General features: G+C 64.5%; 21 protein-coding genes. 10 read left to right on the top strand and 11 right to left on the bottom strand.

From position 1 onward, the window contains the following. The first annotated feature begins 31 nt into the window (after positions 1-31). From HAP48_RS28785 to HAP48_RS28750, 8 genes are all read left to right on the top strand, one after another. Entirely contained in the window at positions 32-982 is a 951-nt protein-coding gene (locus HAP48_RS28785; RefSeq protein WP_166203038.1) for a hotdog family protein, read from the top strand. Between the two features lie 47 nt (positions 983-1,029). After that, positions 1,030-1,584, top strand: a complete 555-nt coding sequence (locus HAP48_RS28780; RefSeq protein ID WP_166203036.1) for a carboxymuconolactone decarboxylase family protein — start codon at positions 1,030-1,032, stop codon at positions 1,582-1,584. A gap of 1 nt (position 1,585) precedes the next feature. Further along, positions 1,586-2,386, top strand: a complete 801-nt coding sequence (locus HAP48_RS28775; protein ID WP_166203034.1) for an SDR family NAD(P)-dependent oxidoreductase — start codon at positions 1,586-1,588, stop codon at positions 2,384-2,386. Between the two features lie 141 nt (positions 2,387-2,527). After that, on the top strand, positions 2,528-3,421 hold the full coding sequence (locus HAP48_RS28770; protein ID WP_166203032.1) for a LysR family transcriptional regulator: 894 nt from the start codon (positions 2,528-2,530) through the stop codon (positions 3,419-3,421). A gap of 161 nt (positions 3,422-3,582) precedes the next feature. Then, on the top strand, positions 3,583-4,035 hold the full coding sequence (locus tag HAP48_RS28765; protein ID WP_166203030.1) for a nuclear transport factor 2 family protein: 453 nt from the start codon (positions 3,583-3,585) through the stop codon (positions 4,033-4,035). Positions 4,036-4,117: 82 nt separating this feature from the next. Then, positions 4,118-4,504: a RidA family protein gene (locus tag HAP48_RS28760; protein WP_210292687.1), complete on the top strand. Its 387-nt coding sequence runs from the start codon at positions 4,118-4,120 to the stop codon at positions 4,502-4,504. Positions 4,505-4,538: 34 nt separating this feature from the next. Continuing rightward, positions 4,539-4,937, top strand: coding sequence for a RidA family protein (locus HAP48_RS28755; protein ID WP_166203028.1), 399 nt, complete (start codon positions 4,539-4,541; stop codon positions 4,935-4,937). A 404-nt stretch (positions 4,938-5,341) separates the two neighbouring features. Further along, a complete protein-coding gene (locus HAP48_RS28750) occupies positions 5,342-5,560 on the top strand; it encodes a hypothetical protein (protein ID WP_166203026.1) in 219 nt (72 codons plus the stop codon). Between the two features lie 38 nt (positions 5,561-5,598). Here the strand turns inward: HAP48_RS28750 and HAP48_RS28745 are convergent, their stop codons facing one another. Next, the gene (locus HAP48_RS28745; RefSeq protein WP_166203024.1) at positions 5,599-8,781 is read right to left on the bottom strand and encodes an efflux RND transporter permease subunit; all 3,183 of its coding nucleotides are present in this window, start codon (positions 8,779-8,781) and stop codon (positions 5,599-5,601) included. A 23-nt stretch (positions 8,782-8,804) separates the two neighbouring features. Continuing rightward, positions 8,805-10,049: an efflux RND transporter periplasmic adaptor subunit gene (locus HAP48_RS28740; protein WP_166203022.1), complete on the bottom strand. Its 1,245-nt coding sequence runs from the start codon at positions 10,047-10,049 to the stop codon at positions 8,805-8,807. A 202-nt stretch (positions 10,050-10,251) separates the two neighbouring features. Here HAP48_RS28740 and HAP48_RS28735 point away from each other — a divergent pair, with 202 nt between their 5' ends. Next, positions 10,252-10,851 (top strand): TetR/AcrR family transcriptional regulator, encoded by a 600-nt coding sequence (locus tag HAP48_RS28735; RefSeq protein WP_166215221.1) that lies wholly within the window; start codon positions 10,252-10,254, stop codon positions 10,849-10,851. Positions 10,852-10,904: 53 nt separating this feature from the next. After that, positions 10,905-12,629, top strand: coding sequence for a SulP family inorganic anion transporter (locus HAP48_RS28730; RefSeq protein ID WP_166203020.1), 1,725 nt, complete (start codon positions 10,905-10,907; stop codon positions 12,627-12,629). 27 nt (positions 12,630-12,656) lie between these two features. Here HAP48_RS28730 and HAP48_RS28725 read toward each other — a convergent pair whose 3' ends face one another. From HAP48_RS28725 to phnG, 9 genes are read right to left on the bottom strand one after another with little or no spacing between them, the layout of a single operon-like run. Then, a complete protein-coding gene (locus HAP48_RS28725) occupies positions 12,657-13,268 on the bottom strand; it encodes a pyridoxamine 5'-phosphate oxidase family protein (protein ID WP_166203018.1) in 612 nt (203 codons plus the stop codon). 21 nt (positions 13,269-13,289) lie between these two features. Then, positions 13,290-13,886, bottom strand: coding sequence for a phosphonate metabolism protein/1,5-bisphosphokinase (PRPP-forming) PhnN (gene phnN, locus HAP48_RS28720; RefSeq protein ID WP_166203016.1), 597 nt, complete (start codon positions 13,884-13,886; stop codon positions 13,290-13,292). After that, the gene (locus HAP48_RS28715) at positions 13,883-15,037 is read right to left on the bottom strand and encodes an alpha-D-ribose 1-methylphosphonate 5-triphosphate diphosphatase (RefSeq protein ID WP_166203014.1); all 1,155 of its coding nucleotides are present in this window, start codon (positions 15,035-15,037) and stop codon (positions 13,883-13,885) included. Before HAP48_RS28715 ends, phnN begins: the two co-directional genes overlap by 4 nt. Before the next feature lie 13 nt (positions 15,038-15,050). Then, positions 15,051-15,749 (bottom strand): phosphonate C-P lyase system protein PhnL, encoded by a 699-nt coding sequence (gene phnL / locus HAP48_RS28710; RefSeq protein ID WP_166203012.1) that lies wholly within the window; start codon positions 15,747-15,749, stop codon positions 15,051-15,053. A gap of 8 nt (positions 15,750-15,757) precedes the next feature. After that, positions 15,758-16,555 carry a phosphonate C-P lyase system protein PhnK gene (gene phnK, locus HAP48_RS28705; RefSeq protein WP_166203010.1) on the bottom strand — a complete coding sequence of 266 codons (798 nt, stop codon included), beginning with the start codon at positions 16,553-16,555 and terminating at the stop codon, positions 15,758-15,760. Next, positions 16,548-17,432: an alpha-D-ribose 1-methylphosphonate 5-phosphate C-P-lyase PhnJ gene (locus HAP48_RS28700; RefSeq protein WP_166203008.1), complete on the bottom strand. Its 885-nt coding sequence runs from the start codon at positions 17,430-17,432 to the stop codon at positions 16,548-16,550. The genes phnK and HAP48_RS28700 overlap by 8 nt, the downstream gene beginning before the upstream one ends. Continuing rightward, complete coding sequence (locus tag HAP48_RS28695; RefSeq protein ID WP_166203006.1) at positions 17,429-18,532, bottom strand: carbon-phosphorus lyase complex subunit; 1,104 nt, start codon at positions 18,530-18,532, stop codon at positions 17,429-17,431. Before HAP48_RS28695 ends, HAP48_RS28700 begins: the two co-directional genes overlap by 4 nt. A 3-nt stretch (positions 18,533-18,535) precedes the next feature. Next, positions 18,536-19,144: a phosphonate C-P lyase system protein PhnH gene (gene phnH, locus HAP48_RS28690; RefSeq protein ID WP_166203003.1), complete on the bottom strand. Its 609-nt coding sequence runs from the start codon at positions 19,142-19,144 to the stop codon at positions 18,536-18,538. Positions 19,145-19,148: 4 nt separating this feature from the next. Next, a complete protein-coding gene (phnG, locus tag HAP48_RS28685) occupies positions 19,149-19,610 on the bottom strand; it encodes a phosphonate C-P lyase system protein PhnG (protein ID WP_166203001.1) in 462 nt (153 codons plus the stop codon). Between the last annotated feature and the right edge of the window lie 45 nt (positions 19,611-19,655).

Here is a 19,655-nt window from a genome sequence, read left to right as displayed (position 1 = left end):
TTGAAACGGTGCGCGCAAAGGGAGACCGAGGATGATTACAGTCGAATCCGCGTTCACGACGGAAATCGTGGAGAACGGCAATCTGCTGGTGGGTCCGTGGCGCAGCCCGAAGCAGATGCTGCAGGCCCAGACCTACGACTCGCACGCCTCGATCCACGACGATGCAACCGCGCAGAAGCTCGGCTTCCGCGGCGGCACGATCGAGGGACCGACCCATTTCAGCCAGTTCGCGCCGCTGTGCGAGCGTATCTGGGGCCGGGCCTGGTTCATGACCGGATGCCTGTCGGCGCATTACCGCAATCCGGTGTTCGAAGGCGAAGAGGTGCAGGCCCAGATCGAGAAGCCGAAGCCGGGCCAGACTGTTTGCGCGATCGGGATGATCAAGCGCGACGGCACCGAGATCCTGCGCGGCACGGCCTCGATCGATGGCGACGGCACCGAGACGGCGCTGAGCCATCGGCTCGGCGAATTGAAGCCGCTGGCCGATCCCGTCATCCTCGCCGACATCAAGGTCGGCATGAAGACGCCGCGGCAGGCGATCAAGATGGATTTCGACCAGAACATGGGCGACCTCTATCCGTTTTCGCTGGCCGACAAGCTCAAGGTGATCACCGAACCATCAGACTATTATTCGCTGGAGCATAATCCCTGGGGCCGCGCCATCATCCCGATGGAGATGCTGAGCGTGCTGTTCCAGTACCGCGCGCGCGAAGACCGCCTGCCGGTCCGCGGCCCGGCGGTCGGGCTGTTCGCCGACCAGGAGATCCGGCTGGTGCGCGGGCCGCTGTTCCCGGGCGAGACCTATTGGGTCGAGCGCGAGGTCGTCGCGCTCTCGGGCAGCAAGCGCACCGAGAGCATGTGGGTGCGCTCGACCGTGTTCGATGCCGACAATACTGTGGTCGCGACCATGCTGCTCAACGGCGCCAGCATGAAGGACTCCTACGCCAACTACGAAAGCGAGCACAAAGCCCTCTACGGCTGAAGCGACAGCCGCCTCTCCCGCAAGCCGCCGAACCAAGGACAACAACAATGGCCCGCCTGCCCTATCTCGAAGCCGATCAGGTCGCACCCGAATATCGCGACATGCTCAAGCGCAATACCAATCTGCACAAGCTGCTGGTCAATTCGCCGGATATGGCGCGCGCCTTCAACGGCATCGGCGGCTATATCCGCTTCAACAGCAAGCTCGATCCGCGGCTGCGCGAGCTCGCGATCCTGCAGGTCGGCTGGCTCGAGAAGTCGGAATACGAGTTCACCCACCATGTGAAGATCGGCAAGGAGTTCGGCGTCACCGACGAGGATATAAAGGGCCTGATCGCGGAAACCGACGGCAGGCCGTCGCAGCTCGAGCCGCTGGCGAGAGCGATCCTGAGGGGCGCCCGCGAGATGGTGCGCGACCTCGCGATGTCGGATGCGACCTTCGCCGAGATCAAGCGAGAGCTGTCCGACGAGCATATGACCGACCTGGTGCTGACGATTGCGTTCTACTGCGCCGTGGTGCGCGTGCTCGCCACCATGCAGATCGATAACGAACCCACCTACAAAGAGGTACTGCAGCAGTACCCAATCCCGGGAGTGAAGTGAGATGCGCCTGCAAGATCGCGTCGCCATCGTCGTCGGTGCCGGCCAGAGCCCCGGTGAGGGTATTGGCAACGGCCGCGCCACCGCGCTGACCTTCGCGCGCGAGGGCGCCAAGGTGCTGTGCGTCGATCACAATCTGGCGTCGGCGCAGGAAACCGTCGAGATGATCACGGCCAAGGGCGGCACCGCTGTAGCCTTCAAGGCCGACGTCACCAAGAATGCCGACATCAGGGCGATGGTGGCGGATGCGCATGTCCGCTGGGGCAGCGTCGATATCCTGCACAACAATGTCGGCGTCAGCCTCTCCGGCGGCGATGCCGAACTGCTCGACATCACCGAGGAGGCATTCGACCGCTGCGTGGCGATCAACCTGAAGAGCTGCATCCTCGCCGCCAAGCACGTGATCCCGATCATGCGCAAGCAGCAGCGCGGCTCGATCATCAACATCTCGTCGATGGCCGCAATCACGACCTATCCCTACGTTGCCTACAAGGCGACGAAATCGGCGATGATCGCCTTCACCGAGCAGCTCGCCTACCAGAATGCGCAATATGGCATTCGCGCCAACGTGATCCTGCCCGGACTGATGAACACACCAATGGCGGTGGACACGCGCGCACGCGAATTCAAGAAGAGCCGCGCCGAGGTCGAGGCGGAACGCGACAGCAAGGTGCCGCTGCGTCACAAGATGGGCACCGGCTGGGATGTCGCCAATGCCGCGCTGTTTCTCGCATCCGATGAAGCTGATTTCGTGACTGGCGTCACGTTGCCGGTCGATGGCGGCGCAAGCGTGCGGCGCGGCTAATCCAGAACGTGGACTCCGCTTTGCTATTGATAGATCGCATCGCGCGCGCCGATCTGGAGGTGTGAGCAGTCGCGCAGAGCTATCGCTTCGGTCCTGGAAAATATGATACCGCTACGGAATAGTAGTGGTAGGAGAGTTTCCTTGAAGCTGAACGAGATTCGCACGTTTGTGACGGTCGCGCAGACCGGATCGGTGCAGGCGGCTGCCCGGCAGCTCCACATGACACAGTCCGCAGTGTCGAGGCTGGTTCAACGACTGGAACTGGATCTCGGCGCCACGTTGTTCGATCGGCAAACCAAGCCGTTGGCCCTTACCCACGACGGTCAAGCGGCGCTCGATCACGGGCGGCGGGTTCTCGATGCGGCTGAGGCATTTTCGGATGCTCTCGCGCCAACGGCCCCGCCGATGGGCGTCTTGCGTATTGGCACCGCCCACGCGCTGGCCGAGGTGGTGGCAGAACGGCCGCTCGATCAGCTGCGGTCCGGTTTCCCGGACCTTACCCTCCAGATCTCCGTTGACTGGACCGCGCCACTGCTGAAACGGCTTGATGACGGCAGCCTCGATGCTGCCGTCATAACGCTGCTCACGGATGGCCCGCCGAAGACCGAACTGCCGGCGCGTTGCCTCGGTCGCGAGGATGTGCGGATCATCGGCGCCGCCAGTCATGCGTCGACCCGCTGGCGCTCGCTGCGGGCGATGAACGAAGTGGGCTGGGTGATCCAGCCCGAGAGCTGTGGTTACCGCGTTGCCCTGACGCAGGCGCTCGAACGTGTCGGCGCGGGGCCACCCCGGGTGATCGTCGAGGCGTACGGCAAGAACCTGCAGCTTTCAGTGGTTGCGCGCGGCGCGGGCTTTGGGCTGTTGCCGGCAAGCCAGATGAAGAAGATTCCGGTCAAGCAGAAGATCAAGGCATTCAACGTGCCTGATTTCCGGCTCACGGTCTCGACCTGGTTTGTTCGCAGGCGTCAGCCCGGGCGATTGTCTCGGCCGCTGGACGCGATGGAGCGGACGCTTTCTGGCGCGCTCTACGAGTGACCGATTCGGAATGTTCGTATTTCATATTATGAATTTGTAACGGCATGGCCAGCGGCGTAATGGGAGGCAGCCGAAGCGCCGCTGACTCAACCGCACGGTGTGGCGCAGGAACCGACGCTTGAAACCGACGCTTGGCTCGCTGGATCGAGCAAGGAGTTTCGATGATCGCTGCCTCTCGAGAACCAACCCAATTGCTCCAGCAAGGCAGGGATTCCGCAGCCCAAACGATCGGGCGTTCATGCTTCACGGAGCTGACCCAGGCGCTGCAAAGGTACTTCGATCTGATGTACGACTGCGACACGTCGCGCTTTGATCAGGTGTTTCGGTCGACGGTCCAACTGCACGGATTTCGCGACGGCCAGATGGTGACGTGGTCCGCCTCGACCTACATGGATATTCTTGACAAGCGCCAATCCCCAAAGTCGCTGAACGCGCTTCGCGCAGACGAAATCCTGCTGATCGATTTTGCTTCTGCCACCCAGGCCTTCGTCAAGGTCCGGCTCAAGATCAGCGCGATGGTGTTCGTAGATTACCTGACCTGGCACTGCATCAATGGTCAATGGCTGATCACGTCGAAGGGATTCCATCTCGAATCCGATCCCGCACTCGCATAAGGCGCGGGTTACGAGCCGGGCAAGCATTTGGTAGCTGGCGCGGCCGTCACCTCCGGACGTTCTGCAAACATAGTGAGGAATGATGCCCCTGAAACGCCATGATATCGGAATCGCGCGGCAGATCGGCCGCTATAGTGACGCCACCGAGGTAAGCGGAAATGCCCGCTGGCTGCTCACGTCGGGGACACCTGGGCTTGCGATTGACGGCACGCTGCCGTCCGACATCGCGGGGCAGGCTGAACTGGCGTGGCAGCACATTGTCGACATGCTGGCGTTCGCCGGGATGACGGTGCACGACCTCGTAAAGGTGACGCACTATCTGCTGCGCGCCGAGGATATTCCTGCCTATGTCGAGGTTCGGTCAAGATTCCTTGGAGACGCGCGGCCAGCCTCTATGCTGTTGGTGATCCCTCAGCTCGTGAAACCTGAATATTTGCTCGAAGTTGAAGCCTGCGCCGCCAAGGTCTAGCGCATCGACCAGCACGTCTCATGAGGACTTGAAGATGAAGCGACTGCCAGTTCGGGTCGAACCAATCTCCACTTATCTGGAGCGCCGGCGGAAAGGTCCGATCTATCCTGTGATCGTCGCCGGCGAGACCGTCTATGTGTCGGGCCTGCCGCCGTTCGACCCGGAAACCGGCGAGGTCAAGCGACTGCCCTTTGTGCGTCAGGCTGAGATCGTACTCGACCAGATGAAGCATTGCCTGGAAGCTGCCGGCTCGTCGCTTGAGCGCGTGGTCAAATGCAACGTTTATTGCACGCCCGACGAGGCCCACTTCGACCAGTTCAACGAGGTCTACTCGCGTTACTTCCCGATGGACGCGCCGGCACGCATCTTTCTGAACGTTCCGTCTTGGCCAGGAGGTTTCGATATCGAGGTTGATTGCATCGCGGTGCTTTGAGCGCGAGGCGCGGCGAGCGCTTCGACAAGAGATGATTATCCGGAGCATCTGATCGCTATTCGAGATGGGATGGCGGCGCATGGGTTTCCTGCTGGCCCATCGCCTCATTTCGCTGCGATGCAGAATTGATCGCTACCGGAGCGTAGCGGACTCTCGCGAGCCGTCAGCTCGGCCGATTTATGGGTTCACGGCCCACTTGATTAACTTCTGTGACGACGTGCGGTTAATCACTGTGACGACATCACGCGTCAATGCGCCGCAATGATTCGAAAAACTGAAGTATTCCAATGACACGGCGATGTGACGGCGCGTCCACATAAATCGAAATCCTGACTCGTTGTGGTCGCACGAAATTCATCAGCACTCTGTATCTCGCACCCCAAGATTTCTGGAGTGCCTGAACCATGAGCGAAGAATTCGAACTCAGACCCGATCAGTGGGATGCGTTGAAAGCGCTGCGGGCGCCCGCAGCAAACCCGTCAAGGCTGAACCGGTTTGCCGTCGAAAGCCTGATCACGCTCGGCTATGTTGCGGTGCGGGGAGACGCGTTTGCGTTGACACCCGCGGGCCGCAAGGTGCTGGTCCGCGGTTCGTCGCAGTTGCTGCTCGATATCGCAGCCTGATCCCCTTCGAAACTGACAAGAAGCTTACACACGCGACATCATGCCGCGTGTGCTTTTCCGGGAATGGTCGCCTCGCCGTGCTGCGTCAGCGGCTTCATGCCGGTGAGGCTCCGTAGCAGCACATAGAACACCGGCGTCAGGAACAGGCCGAAGATCGTGACGCCGATCATGCCGGAGAACACCGCGACGCCCATCGCGCGTCGCATCTCCGAGCCCGCTCCGGTCGACAGCACCAGCGGCAGCACGCCCATGATGAACGCCATCGACGTCATCAGGATCGGCCGCAGCCGCAACCGGCTCGCCTCGATCGCGGCACGGATCGGCGAACGCCCGGCGAATTCGAGCTCGCGCGCGAATTCGACGATCAGGATAGCGTTCTTGGCCGACAATCCGACCAGCACGATCAGACCGATCTGGGTGAAGACGTTATTGTCGCCCTTCGACAGCCAGACGCCGAACATCGCGGCCAACAGGCCCATCGGCACGATCATGATGATCGAGAGCGGCAGCGCCAGGCTCTCATAGAGCGCGGCGAGCACCAGGAACACCAGCAGGATCGCGAGCGGAAACACCCAGAGCCCGGAATTGCCGGCGATGAACTCCTGATAGGTCAGGTCGGTCCATTCGAAGGCAAAGCCCGGCGGCAGCGTTTCGGCGGCAATCCGCGTTGCCGCCTCCTGCGCCTGGCCCGACGAAAAGCCGGGCGCAGCGGCGGCGTTGATGTCGGATGACAGGAAGCCGTTGTAGCGGATCGCACGCTCCGGCCCTGCGCTCTGACGGACCTTCAGCAGCGCCGAGAGCGGCACCATGTCGCCGGACGACGAGCGCACCTTCAGCTGCCTGATGTCGTCGGCGCGCGCGCGGAACGGCGCGTCCGCCTGCACATAGACCGAATAGGTGCGGCCGAATTTGTTGAAGTCGTTGACGTAGTAGGAGCCGAGATAGATCTGCAGCGTGTTGAAGACTTCCGTCACCGGTACGCCGAGCTGCAACGCCTTGGTACGGTCGATGTCGGCGAACAGCTGCGGCACGTTGACCTGGAAGCTCGAGAACACGCCGGCGATCTCCGGCGCCTTCTGCATCGCGGCCATGAACGCCTTGGTCGCGTCGTTCAGCGCCTCATAGCCGAGGCCCGCGCGGTCCTCGATCTGCAGCTTGAAGCCGCCGATGGTGCCGAGGCCGTTGACCGGCGGCGGCGGGAACATCGCGATGAAGGCATCCTGGATGCCGGCATATTTCTTGTTGAGCGCCGCCGCGATCGCCGGACCGCTGAGCGACGGATCCTTGCGCTCGTCGAACGGTTTCAAGGTCGAGAACACGATGCCGGCGTTGGAGGAGTTGGTGAAGCCAGAGATCGACAGGCCAGGAAACGCCACCGAGCTTTCGACCCCGGGCTGGGTCAGCGCGATGTCGCTCATCTTGCGGATCACCTCCTCGGTGCGGTCGAGCGTGGCGCCATCGGGCAGCCGGGCAAAGCCGACCAGGTATTGCTTGTCCTGGCCCGGCACGAAACCGCTCGGCACCTGCTTGAACAGCACGCCGGTGAGGCCGATCAGCAGCACATAGAGGCCGATCACCACGGCCTTGCCGTAGATCACCTTGGTGACGGTACGGCCGTAATTCTCGGACGACTTGGTGAAGACCTTGTTGAAGCCGCGGAAGAACCAGCCCAGCGACTTTTCCATGATCCGGGTCAGCCAGTCCTTCGGCTCGTGATGCCCCTTCAAGAGCAGCGCCGACAACGCCGGCGACAGCGTCAGCGAGTTGACGGCGGAGATCACGGTCGAGATCGCGATGGTCAGCGCGAACTGCTTGTAGAACTGTCCGGTCAGGCCGGAGATGAAGGCGAGCGGCACGAACACCGCGATCAGCACCAGCGCGATCGCGATGATCGGGCCCGACACTTCGCGCATCGCCTGGTTGGTGGCGTCGCGCGGCGACAGGCCGGATCCGATGTTGCGCTCGACATTCTCGACCACGACGATGGCGTCGTCGACCACGATGCCGATCGCGAGCACCAGGCCGAACAGGCTGAGCGCGTTGATCGAGAAGCCGAACACATGCATCACCGCGAAGGTGCCGACGATCGATACCGGAACCGCGATCAATGGAATGATGGAGGCGCGCCAGGTCTGCAGGAACAGGATCACGACCAGCACGACGAGCGCGATCGCCTCGAGCAGGGTGTGGATGACGGCCCCGATCGAGGAACGCACGAACTGGGTGGGATCGTAGACGATCTGGTACGACACGCCTTCCGGCATGTTCTTCTTGATCTCGGCCATGGTGGCGCGGACATGGTCGGAGATCTCCAGCGCGTTCGAACCCGGCGCCTGGAAGATCGGGATCGCGACCGCCTGCTTGTTATCGAGCAGCGAGCGCAGGCCGTATTCGGAAGCGCCAAGCTCGATCCGCGCGACGTCGCGCAGCCGCACCACCTCGCCGTTCGCGCCGGTCTTGACCACGATGTCGCCGAACTGCTCCTCGGTCGACAGCCGTCCCTCGGCGTTGACGGAGAGCTGGAGATCGAGGCCCTTGACGCTCGGCGAGGAGCCGACCACGCCGGCGGCGGCCTCGACATTCTGCGCTTGGATCGCGCGCACCACGTCGCTTGCGGTCAGGGCGTGCTCGGCGGCCTTCTGCGGATCGACCCAGACCCGCATCGAATAGTCGCCGGCGCCATAGAGCTGGACGTCGCCGACGCCGTCGATCCGCGCCAGCCGGTCCTTGACGTTGAGCACCGCGTAGTTGCGCAGATACGTCATGTCGTAGCGGTTGTTCGGCGACAGCAAATGCACGACCATGGTGAGGTCGGGCGAGCTCTTCTTGGTGATGATGCCGAGCTGGCGCACCACGGCCGGCAGGCGCGGTTCGGCCTGCTGCACGCGATTCTGCACCAGCTGCGTTGCCTTGTCGGGGTCGGTGCCGAGCCGGAACGTCACCGTCAGCGTCATCGCGCCGTCGGTGGTCGCCTGGCTCGACATATAGAGCATGCCCTCGACGCCGTTGATCTGTTCCTCGATCGGCGTTGCCACCGTCTCGGCGATCACCTTCGGATTGGCGCCCGGATAGGTCGCGCGCACGACGACCGACGGCGGCACCACGTCGGGATATTCCGAGATCGGCATCGCCAGCAGCGAGATCAGGCCGGCCAGGAAGATCAGGATCGATAGCACGCCGGCGAAGATCGGCCGGTCGATGAAGAATTTTGAGAGATTCATGGCTCCGCCCCCGCGTGCAGCGCCTAGCGCTGCACGACGTGCTGGTTGGTTTCAGTGGACGCCTGCTGCGTGCCGCGCGCGCCCATTTCGGCGACTTCCATCTTCAGAAGTGCGCCGGGACGCACACGCTGCAGGCCGTTGACGACGATACGGTCGCCGGATTTCAGGCCCGCGGTCACGATCCGCAGGCCGTCGACCGCGCCGCCGAGCGTGACCGGGCGATAGACCGCACGGCTGTCGTCGCCGACCAGCATGACGAACTTCTTGTCCTGGTCGGTCCCGACGGCGCGCTCGTCGATCAGCACCATCGTCTGCTCTTTCGGCTGGCCCATGCGCACGCGGGCGAACTGCCCTGGAATCAACCGGCCGTCATCGTTCCTGAACACGGCGCGGACGCGGATGGTGCCGCTTTGCCCGTTGACCTGGTTGTCGATGAGCTGGATGTGCCCCTTGGCGCTGAGGCCGCCTGAGGTCACCATGTCGACCGGGATCTGATCGAGATTGCCGCGCTTGCCGGAGGCGTCTGCGATCGAGTTCAGCGCACGCAGCACGACCTCCTCATCCGCATCGAAGCTCGCATAGATCGGATTGACCGACACCAGCGAGGTCAGCACCGGCGACGAGGTGCCCGCGGCGACCAGATTGCCGACCGTGATCTCGATCCTGCCGACCCGGCCGTCGACCGGTGCGCGGACCTCGGTGTAATCGAGATTGAGTTTTGCCGTCTGCAACGCCGCTTCGGCCGCCTTGACGTTGGCGATCGCCTCGCGATTGGTGTTGTCGCGCTGGTCGAAGTCGCGCTTGGTCACGATGTTGTTGCCGACCAGCTGGGCGCCGCGCTCGACTTCGCTCGCGGTGAACACAGCGCGGGCCTTGGCGGCCTCGAGCTGCGCCTGGGCACGGTCGACCTCGGCGGCGTAAGGCGCGGGGTCGATCTTGAACAGGATGTCGCCGGACTTCACCAGCGCGCCTTCGGTGAAGTTGGTCGCCAGGATCGCGCCCGCCACCCGCGGCCGGAGTTGGACGCGGTCGACCGCCTCGAGCCGGCCCGAAAAGTCGTCGAACAGCGTGGTCGGGCGCGGCTGGATCACGGCCACGGTCACCGGCACCGCCGGTTCGGGCGCGGCCGCTGTGGCGGTCGCCTGGGCGGCATGAAAATAGTGGCCGGTCGCGATCGAACCGGCGACGCCGAGGGCGCCGAGGATCACAATACCGCCGACGACGCGTCGGAAACGGCCGGAACGGGGATTTTGGGTTGACGAGGGCATTCACGCGCTCCAGATATCTGTAGTGTTCACTACAGATGTGGAGCTGGACGCCGGTTCGCAAGATACTTATGTATCGAGCACTATGATTTTCTTAGCGCATTCGTGGGGAAATGAGAAGCCGCGGAAAAACATCACGTGCAACAAGAGGATAAGCAGGGACAATCCGTCACAGAAACGGCACCCGGCTTACGGAGCAACGAAAATGGGTATGGGACGCCCCCGCGCTTTCGACGCGGATGCCGCTTTGGACCAGGCGATGGACGTGTTCTGGCGCCATGGTTACGAGGGCGCGACGATTGCGCAACTCACCGAGGCGATGAACATCAATCCGCCGAGCCTCTATGCCGCCTTCGGCAGCAAGGAAGGCCTGCTGAAGGCCGCCCTCGACCGCTACACCGAGCGCCGTGACGCCTGGATGGAAAAGGTCTTGGGCGCCGCCACTGCCCGCGAGGTGGCCGAACGATTTCTGATGGAGCACGCGGACGCCCAGACCGATCCCGCCAACCCGCCCGGCTGCCTGCTGGTCCAGGGCGGCCTTGCCTGCGGCACCGGCTCGGAAAATGTTCCATTCGAACTGGCGGCGCGTCGCACCCACACCGAAGACCAGTTGCGCGAACGCTTCGTCCGCGCCAAGGCCGAACGCGACCTGGACGAAAGCGCCGATCCGGCCATGCTTGCCCGCTATCTCTCCGCGGTCACATCAGGCATGTGCGTAATGGCCTCCTCGGGCGCCGACCGCAACGCGCTGCGCGAGATTGCGGCGGTGTCGCTGAAGGCGTTTGATGAGCAGGCGAAGGGATAGCGCGGTTCACGTCCTGCGCACGCGAGCCCCAACGCAGTTGGGAGTGACCGGCGATGCATCACTGGACCAGCTGGCTGCCAGGTCTCAACACGCTCCGTCGATATCAAGCGGCGTGGTTTCCACACGACATCGTCGCGGGGCTTGTGCTCGCGACCATGCTGGTCCCGGTCGGCATCGCCTATGCGGAAGCGTCTGGCTTGCCGGGCATCTACGGACTTTACGCGACGATCATCCCGCTGCTCGTCTACGCGTTGTTCGGGCCGAGCCGCATCCTCGTCCTGGGACCGGACTCGGCGCTTGCAGCCATCATCCTCGGCGTTGTCGTTCCGCTATCGGGCGGCGATCCCATGCGCGTGGTAGCCCTCGCCGCCATGATGGCCATCGTCTCCGGAACGATATGCATCGTGGCGGGCGTCGCGCGGTTGGGATTCCTGACAGAGCTTCTCTCCAAGCCGATCCGCTACGGCTACATGAACGGAATTGCCCTGACCGTGCTGATCAGCCAGCTGCCAAAGCTGTTCGGCTTCTCCATCGAAAGCGATGGACCTCTGCGCAGCCTCTGGGCGATCGGCGGAGCGATCCTTGACGGAAAGACAAATTGGGTCGCCCTCGGGATCGGTCTTGCCACTTTGGCGGTGATCCTGCTGCTCGCACGGAACAAGCGGTTGCCGAGCATTCTGATTGCCGTCGTTGCGGCGACGGTCGTCACCGGCGTGCTCGATCTCGGAGCGCGCTACGGCGTGACAGTTTTGGGTTCGCTTCCCCAGGGCCTGCCGGGATTCGCCATTCCCTGGATCGGCTATGGCGATATCGTGCAGGTGCTGATCGGCGGTGGCGCCGTCGCGCTGGTGTCATTCGCCGACACCAGCGTGCTTTCGCGGGCCTATGCGGGACGATTGGGCGATCGCGTTGATCCCAACCAGGAGATGGTGGGGCTCGGCGCGGCCAATCTGGCGGCCGGCTTCTTTCAGGGCTTTCCGATCAGCAGCAGCGGATCGCGCACGCCCGTTGCGGAAGCTGCCGGAGCGCGCACCCAACTCACCAGCGTCATCGGCGCGCTTGCCATCGCCCTTCTGCTGCTGATGGCGCCGAACCTGCTTCGGCACTTGCCCAACGCCGCATTGGCCGCCGTCGTCATCGCCGCCGCGCTCGGCCTGTTTGAGTTCAGCGATCTCAGGCGAATCTACGCCATCCAGCAGTGGGAGTTCTGGCTATCGGTGGTCTGCTTTGTTGGCGTGGCCGTGCTGGGAGTGATTCCGGGAATAGGCCTCGCCATCGTGATCGCCATTGTCGAGTTCCTGTGGGACGGATGGCGCCCGCATTCCGCCGTGCTGGGTCGCGCTTCCGGCGTGAAGGGTTATCACGACATCACGCGATATCCGGACGCCCGCCAAATCCCCGGGCTGGTCCTGTTCCGGTGGGATGCGCCGCTGTTCTTTGCCAATGCCGAGTTCTTCAAGGAACGCGCACTGGATGCCGTGGCGAAATCTCCGACGCCGGTGCGCTGGCTGGTCGTTGCGGCCGAGCCGGTCACCAGCGTGGACGTGACCGCCGGCGACATTCTCGCCGAGTTGGACGAGGCGTTGCAGGCGCGGAAGATCGAGCTGTGCTTTGCCGAGCTCAAGGATCCCGTCAGGGACAAGCTAAAGAAATTCGGCTTGTTGGCGCAGCTTGGCGAGAACAACTTCTTCCCGACCATCGGCGTCGCCGTTTCGCGTTACCTCGAGATCAACGCCGATGTCACTTGGGAAGACTGGGAAGACCGGGCTATATCCTAGGTTCAACCCCGACCGTCCGGGCGCACGTCACCACATCGTCTGGCGCGCGCGCTCCGGCCACTCGCGATCGTAGGTCTCGCCGCCGACCGTGTGCTCGCTCATCTCGGCGAGGATCTGGCCCGGCGTCGGCAGGGCCTTCGGATCGACCTGCTTGTCCGGATTCCAGAGGTCGGAGCGCACGATCGCGCGGGCGCACTGGAAGTAGATCTCGTCCACATTCATCACGATCACCGTGCGCGGCGCCTTGCCTTCCATCTTGAACGAGGCCAGGAGCTCCGGCTCGGCCGAGATATAGGCGCGGCCGTTGACGCGCAGCGTGCTCCCCGAGCCCGGAATCAGGAACAATAGCCCGACCCGGGGATCGCGAACGATGTTGCGCAGCGAATCGCAGCGATTGTTGCCGCGGCGATCCGGCATCATCAGCGTCTTCGCATCATGAATGCGGACGAAGCCCGGCAGATCGCCGCGCGGCGAGCAGTCGAGCCCCTCGGGGCCAGAGGTCGCGAGCGACACGAACGGCGACTTCTCGATCAGCACACGATAGAGCGGCGTCACGTGATCGGCGACCTTCACGGTCGACGCGTCATTCGGGAAACCGTAGATCGCCTCAAGCTGCTCGATCGTAGAAATCACCGACATTCGTGCATTGCTCCTCTGCTGTTAGTCGTCCCAGCGTTCGCCCTTGATGATGCGGACAAGCTGTCGCGCGTGATATTCGGCGGTACCGGAATTGATGATGGTGAAATCAGGCGTCGCCGTGCTCTCGTCGACGGTGCGTCCCAGCCGCCGTGCGAGCCCGCCGTCGCTGGCACGCCCCCGCGCGGCCAGTCGCGCGGCAAGTACGTCCGGCGGCGCCGTGACCGACACCACAATGGCATTGGCATAGTTGCGGCGGGCGGCCGCGATCACCGTGCGCGAGACGTTCGCGATCACGGTGCGCCCGGCGCGGATATCATCGTCGATCACCAGCGACAGCGCGTAGCGATGGCCATGCGCGTCCCAGTACATGGCGTAGTCGCCGGCGGCGACCGCGCGCTGGAACGTTTCCGCACTGACCTCCTCATTGTCTTCCGACACCGACGCCTGGCGGGTGATCAGCCGGCGCGCGAACACAATGTCGCGATCGTCGGCACAGGCCGCCTTCGCCAGCCCCAGCAGCGTGTCCTTGCCGGCGCCGCTCGGGCCGACCACCAGGATCAGCCGGCCGGGACCGATCGTGGTGGCGTGCTGCGCGGCGACGGCAGGGAGTTCGCTCATGCGACCCTGGCTCCTTCGCGCCAGACGCTGCGCACCACCGGCAGATCGCGCGCGACGTGCACGCGGATCAGATCGGCCCGCCTGCCGACCGCGATCTCGCCGCGATCGGCGAGCCCGACCGCCTCGGCCGGCGTCTTGGTCACGGTGCGGACGGCCGAGGCGAGATCGATCGCCGGCACATGAAGCGGCAGCTGCAGCGCCGCCATCAGCAGGCTGGACGGGATGTAGTCCGACGACAGGATGTCGAGCATGCCCTCATTGGCGAGATCGACGGCGGCGATATTGCCGGAATGCGAGCCGCCGCGCACCACGTTCGGCGCGCCCATCAGGATGTCGATGCCGGCGGCGTGCAGCCCGCGCGCGGCTTCCATCGTGGTCGGGAATTCCGCGACCGCGACCTTGTCGTTGACGGCGTCGACCACGTTTTCGTCGGTGGTGTCATCGTGGCTCGCCAGCGGGATTTTGTACGCATGCGCCAGCGCAACGATCGCGCGGGTGTTGGCGACGGCATATTCCTTCTGATAAGCGAAGCGCCGCGCGAACAGCACGTCGAGCTGGGCGTCGGTCATGCCGCCGCCCTTGCCGCGGTAATAGTCGCGCAGCTTCACCTCGTCGCGGAACTGGCGCTGGCCCGGGGTGTGGTCCATCAGCGACATCAGCCGCACGTCCGGCCGGTCGATCAGCTCCTTGGCCTCGGCGACGACATCCGGCATCGGGACTTCGCAGCGCAGATGCAGGAAGTGATCGGCACGCAGCAGATTTTCCTCGCGCGCCGCCGAGATCGCCGCCGCCAAGACGCCGGCGCGGCCGTCGACATCCTCGGCGCCGTCCTCGCGCCAGACCCGCAGCGAATCCAGCACCGTGGTGATGCCCGAGGTCGCGAGCTGCCCGTCATAGGAGATCACGGCCGCGATCGGGTTCCAGAACACTTTTGGCCGCGGCACGTAGTGCATCTCGAGATGATCGGTGTGCAGCTCGATCAGTCCGGGCATCAGCAGATCGCCGCCGGCGTCCTCGGCCGCCTCGGGCGCCCTGCCCTCGCCGAATTCGGCGATCCTGCCGTCCGCTATCGCGACCCAGCCCTGCTCGATCACGCGGTCGGCGAGGACCAGCCGGGCGTTGCCGATGATGGTGTCTTGCTTGGCGGTCATTTCAAACGGTCCTTCAGGCAGCAGCGGCGAACGAGGTCACGTCGACGATACGATCGGCAATCAGATGACGGATTTCGTCGTCATGGACAATCGCGACCATCGCGACGCCCCTGGTCTTTTTCTCTGCAATCAGCTCGACCACCACTGCGCGATTCGCCGCATCGAGCGAAGCGGTGGGTTCGTCGAGCAGCAGGATCGGCAGGTCCGAGATGAAGCCGCGCGCGATATTGACGCGCTGCTGCTCGCCGCCCGAGAAGGTCGAGGGCGGCAAGGTCCAGAGACGCTCCGGGATATTCAGCCGACGCAGCAGGCCGCCGGCGCGTTCGCGGGCCTCCTCGCGCGCTACGCCGTTGACGATCAGTGGCTCGGCGACGACGTCGATCGTCGCTACCCGCGGCACCGCGCGCAGGAACTGGCTGACATAGCCGATCGTCGAGCGGCGGATGCTCAGCACCTGGCGCGGCTCGGCGGTCGCGAGGTCAATCACCTTGCCGTGGTGGCGGATGCCGATCCGGCCGCTGTCGCAGCGGTAATTGCCGAAGATCATCTTCAGGATCGAGGATTTGCCGGCGCCCGACGGGCCGGACAGCACCACGCATTCGCCTGATACGACGTGGAACGAGACGCCGCGCACCACGGGCAGCTCGACGCCACCCTGCAGATGCATGGTGAAGGTCTTCTCGGCGTTGGTGAGTTCGATCATCGCGGTCATTGTCAAGCTCATGGCGGAAGAATCGAGGAGACGAGCAGCTGCGTATAGGGCTCGCGGGGATCGTCGAGCACCTGGTCGGTGAGGCCGGTCTCGATGACGCGGCCGCCCTTCATCACCATCACGCGGTGCGACAGCAGGCGCGCGACGGCAAGATCGTGGGTCACGACGATGGCGGCAAGGCCAAGCTCGCTGACGAGATTGCGCATCAGATCGAGCAGCCGCGCCTGCACCGAGACGTCGAGACCGCCGGTCGGTTCATCCATGAACACCAGCCGCGGCTCGGTGACGAGGTTGCGCGCGATCTGCAGCCGCTGCCGCATGCCGCCGGAATAGGTCTTTGGCGCGTCGTCGATGCGGCCGACATCGATCTCGACCCGCTCCAGCCAGGTCGATGCGGTGTCGCGGATCCGGCCGTAGTGATTCCAGCCGACCGCCATCAGCCGCTCGCCGACATTGGCGCCCGCCGAAACGCCCATGCGCAGCCCCTGCGCCGGGTCCTGATGCACAAAGCCCCAGTCGGTGCGAAACAGGAAGCGCCGTTCGGCCTCGCCGAGTTCGGCAAGATCGCGCAGCACGCCGTCGCGCATCCGGTAGGACACGTGCCCCGCGCTGGGCGCAAGCTGCGCCGACAGCAGCTGCAGCAGCGTCGACTTGCCCGAGCCGGATTCGCCGACGATCGCCAGCACTTCGCCGGGATAGAGCGCGAACGAGACGTCGCGGCAGGCCGGAAGCCGGCCGTAGTTCTTGCCGAGCCCCTCGGCCACCAGGAGCGGCTGGTCGGTGTCGAGGCTTGCGAGCTCAGACATGCGCCTTCTCCTTGTGCGGCGCTGCGCTCTCGGTGCCGTGATGGCCGGCGGCCTGGCGCTGCTCGCAGAAGTCGGTGTCGGAGCACACGAACATCCGCCCGCCTCTGTCGTCGGTGACGATCTCGTCGAGATAGGAGAAGTCGGCGCCGCACAGCGCACAGGGCGCATTGAAACGATAGCGCGTGAACGGGTGATCCTCGAAATCCAGCGAGACCACCGTGGTGTAGGGCGGGATCGCGTAGATGCGCTTCTCGCGGCCGGCGCCGAACAGCTGCAGCGCCGCGCAATTGTCCATCTTCGGGTTGTCGAATTTCGGCGTCGGCGACGGGTCCATCACGTAGCGTGCATTCACCTTCACCGGATAGGCGTAGGCGGTCGCGATGTGGCCGAAGCGCGCGATGTCCTCGTAGAGCTTGACATGCATCAGCCCGTATTCGGCGAGCGCGTGCATCCGCCGCGTCTCGGTCTCGCGCGGCTCGAGGAAGCGCAGCGGCTCGGGGATCGGCACCTGATAGACCAGCACCTGCCCGGCGTGCAGCGGCGCTTCGGGAATGCGGTGCCGGGTCTGGATCACAGTCGCATCCGTCGTCGACGTCGTGGTCGCGACACCCGCGGTCTTGCCGAAGAATTTTCGGATCGAGATCGCGTTGGTGGTGTCGTCCGAACCCTGATCGATCACCTTCAGCACGTCGTCGGGGCCGAGGATCGCGGCCGTCACCTGCACGCCGCCGGTACCCCAGCCATAGGGCATCGGCATCTCGCGGCTCGCGAACGGCACCTGATAGCCGGGGATCGCGATCGCCTTCAGGATCGCGCGCCGGATCATCCGCTTGGTCTGCTCGTCGAGATAGGCGAAGTTGTACGTCGGCGCGTTCATTCCGCGGCCTCCTGCAGTTCCACCGCCTGATTGGCCTCGGCAAACTCCTGCCGCAGCTTGCGCAGTAGGCCGAGCTCGGACTGGAAGTCGACATAATGCGGCAGCTTGAGATGCTCGACGAAGCCGGTCGACTGGACATTGTCGGAGTGCGACATCACGAACTCCTCGTCCTGCGCCGGCGCCGCGGCCTCCTCGCCGAGCTCGCGCGCGCGCAAGGCACGGTCGACCAGCGCCATCGACATGGTCTTGCGCTCGCTCTGCCCGAAGGCGAGGCCATAGCCGCGGGTGAAGCACGGCGCCTCGGTCGTCGAGCCCTTGAACTGGTTGACCATCTGGCATTCGGTCAGCTCGATCGCGCCGAGCGGCACCGCGAAGCCGACATCTTCGGCTGAGAATTCGACCTCGACCTCGCCGAAGCGGATCTCGCCGGCGAAGGGGTGGTTGCGGCCGTAACCGCGCTGCGTCGAGTAGCCGAGCGCGAGCAGAAAGCCCTCATCGCCGCGCGCAAGATTCTGCAGCCGCAGATCGCGATCGGCCGGGAAGCTCAGCGGCTCACGCGTGAGGTCGCCGACCGGCGTGTCGGCCTCGGCCTGCGGCGAAGACTCGATCAGGCCGTCGCGGCCGAGAATGTCGGTGACCCGCGGCGTTGCCGCCTGCGAGGCTTCCGACGTCGCCGGTTGCTCCGGCACAAAGCCTTCCGCGAGCTGCGGATCAAGCAGGCGATGGGTGTAATCGAAGGTCGGGCCGAGGATCTGGCCGCCCGGAACGTCCTTGAACGTCGAGGAGATGCGCCGCCGCACCTGCATCTCGCCGGTGTTGACCGGCTCGGTGGCGCCGAAGCGCGGCAGCGTGGCGCGGAACGCCCGGACCAGGAAGATCGCCTCGATCATGTCGCCGCGCGCCTGCTTGATCGCAAGCGCCGCGAGCTCGCGATCGTAGAGCGAGCCCTCGGTCATCACCCGATCGACGCCGAGCGCGAGCTGTTCGGAGATCTGCGCCAGCGTCACCTCGGGTACGTCGCGATCGCCGCGCCGCTCATGCGCGAGCAAACGGTGGGCATTCTCGATGGCGCGCTCGCCTCCCTTGACGGCTACATACATCGCTCACACTCCGCTTGCGATCAGCCGCGTGGTGCGCGGGATCGCCACAATGGCATCGTCATGGACCAGCACGACATCGATGCCGCGCGGGAACAGGACCTCGTTGATCGACAGCCGATCGAACAGGTCACGCGGCTTGATCATCGCCTGCAACAGCGCGCTGCCGTCGATGCCGGGCCCCTTCAGCTCGAAGGCCGGGCCCTGCGTCAGGCTGTCGACCTGCAGGATCAGCGTGGTCGAACGATCCGGATATTCGCTGCTGCCGAACGCGAAACGCTCGAGCGCCGGCAGCTTCGCCGCGTCGCCGATCAGCGCGAAGCTTGCGATCGAGGAATCCGCGACCACCGGCGCACTGGCGTGAAACTTCAGCCAGCGGGCGACATCCGGCGTCGCCGACATCGCGGCATCGAGCCAGATCGGCGTGTCGTGATCGAATAGCGTCAGCGCGATCGCGGCCGCGCCGCGCATCATGCCCGCGGGCGTGCCTGCGCTCGCCGCAACGCGCTGCACGCTGCCCGGACGCGCCATCGCATCCATCACGGAACGGAACGTTGATTGCGCCGACAGCACCTTGTCGGCAAAGCCTGCGGGCATTTCGGCAATCGTCGTCATTGCATTACCCCTCACCGCGCACCATCGTGTAGAAATCGACCCGCGTCGCCGCGGTCTCGGCGGCCTTGCGAGTGCGTTCGGCGTTCATGGCTACGCGCAGCGGCGCGATCACCTTCGCCTCCACCTCGCCGGACAGTTCCGTCGACTGCACCATGGCGTCGCACAGCGCGATCATCTGCGCCTTCTGCGCGTCGCGGCCGAGCGTGTAGCCGTAGCCGACCTCACCGGTCGCAAGCCGCACCGCCGCGCGCGACACCGTCGCCTCGCCGAGATTGAACGGCGCGCCGTCGCCGCCGATCCGCCCGCGCACCATCACGAGGCCGTTCTCCGGCTCGCGCAGGCTCTCATGCACCGGCACCGCGATCGCCGCGAGCTTGCCTGCGATGTCGGCCGCGGCGGCGTGCGCCAGCACCGTCATCGCGGCCTTGCGCTGGGCCTGTTTGCTGTTTGGTCCGGTCGAACTCATGGGCAACCTTGCTTGCATCAAGTTGTCTATGATAATAGACAACTT

The sequence above is a fragment of the Bradyrhizobium septentrionale genome, assembly GCF_011516645.4.
In the GTDB taxonomy this organism is placed as follows: Bacteria; Pseudomonadota; Alphaproteobacteria; order Rhizobiales; family Xanthobacteraceae; genus Bradyrhizobium; species Bradyrhizobium septentrionale.
This window is presented reverse-complemented; position numbering and strand designations above follow the sequence as displayed.

What these genes read in the sequence shown, in the direction of transcription:
- HAP48_RS28785 (WP_166203038.1), top strand. Translation starts at nt 32, where the DNA reads ATGATTACAGTCGAATCCGCGTTCACGACGGAAATCGTGGAGAACGGC.
- HAP48_RS28780 (WP_166203036.1), top strand. Translation starts at nt 1,030, where the DNA reads ATGGCCCGCCTGCCCTATCTCGAAGCCGATCAGGTCGCACCCGAATAT.
- HAP48_RS28775 (WP_166203034.1), top strand. Translation starts at nt 1,586, where the DNA reads ATGCGCCTGCAAGATCGCGTCGCCATCGTCGTCGGTGCCGGCCAGAGC.
- HAP48_RS28765 (WP_166203030.1), top strand. Translation starts at nt 3,583, where the DNA reads ATGATCGCTGCCTCTCGAGAACCAACCCAATTGCTCCAGCAAGGCAGG.
- HAP48_RS28760 (WP_210292687.1), top strand. Translation starts at nt 4,118, where the DNA reads ATGCCCCTGAAACGCCATGATATCGGAATCGCGCGGCAGATCGGCCGC.
- HAP48_RS28755 (WP_166203028.1), top strand. Translation starts at nt 4,539, where the DNA reads ATGAAGCGACTGCCAGTTCGGGTCGAACCAATCTCCACTTATCTGGAG.
- HAP48_RS28750 (WP_166203026.1), top strand. Translation starts at nt 5,342, where the DNA reads ATGAGCGAAGAATTCGAACTCAGACCCGATCAGTGGGATGCGTTGAAA.
- HAP48_RS28745 (WP_166203024.1), bottom strand. Translation starts at nt 8,781, where the DNA reads ATGAATCTCTCAAAATTCTTCATCGACCGGCCGATCTTCGCCGGCGTG.
- HAP48_RS28740 (WP_166203022.1), bottom strand. Translation starts at nt 10,049, where the DNA reads ATGCCCTCGTCAACCCAAAATCCCCGTTCCGGCCGTTTCCGACGCGTC.
- HAP48_RS28735 (WP_166215221.1), top strand. Translation starts at nt 10,252, where the DNA reads ATGGGTATGGGACGCCCCCGCGCTTTCGACGCGGATGCCGCTTTGGAC.
- HAP48_RS28730 (WP_166203020.1), top strand. Translation starts at nt 10,905, where the DNA reads ATGCATCACTGGACCAGCTGGCTGCCAGGTCTCAACACGCTCCGTCGA.
- HAP48_RS28725 (WP_166203018.1), bottom strand. Translation starts at nt 13,268, where the DNA reads ATGTCGGTGATTTCTACGATCGAGCAGCTTGAGGCGATCTACGGTTTC.
- phnN (WP_166203016.1), bottom strand. Translation starts at nt 13,886, where the DNA reads ATGAGCGAACTCCCTGCCGTCGCCGCGCAGCACGCCACCACGATCGGT.
- HAP48_RS28715 (WP_166203014.1), bottom strand. Translation starts at nt 15,037, where the DNA reads ATGACCGCCAAGCAAGACACCATCATCGGCAACGCCCGGCTGGTCCTC.
- phnL (WP_166203012.1), bottom strand. Translation starts at nt 15,749, where the DNA reads ATGACCGCGATGATCGAACTCACCAACGCCGAGAAGACCTTCACCATG.
- phnK (WP_166203010.1), bottom strand. Translation starts at nt 16,555, where the DNA reads ATGTCTGAGCTCGCAAGCCTCGACACCGACCAGCCGCTCCTGGTGGCC.
- HAP48_RS28700 (WP_166203008.1), bottom strand. Translation starts at nt 17,432, where the DNA reads ATGAACGCGCCGACGTACAACTTCGCCTATCTCGACGAGCAGACCAAG.
- HAP48_RS28695 (WP_166203006.1), bottom strand. Translation starts at nt 18,532, where the DNA reads ATGTATGTAGCCGTCAAGGGAGGCGAGCGCGCCATCGAGAATGCCCAC.
- phnH (WP_166203003.1), bottom strand. Translation starts at nt 19,144, where the DNA reads ATGACGACGATTGCCGAAATGCCCGCAGGCTTTGCCGACAAGGTGCTG.
- phnG (WP_166203001.1), bottom strand. Translation starts at nt 19,610, where the DNA reads ATGAGTTCGACCGGACCAAACAGCAAACAGGCCCAGCGCAAGGCCGCG.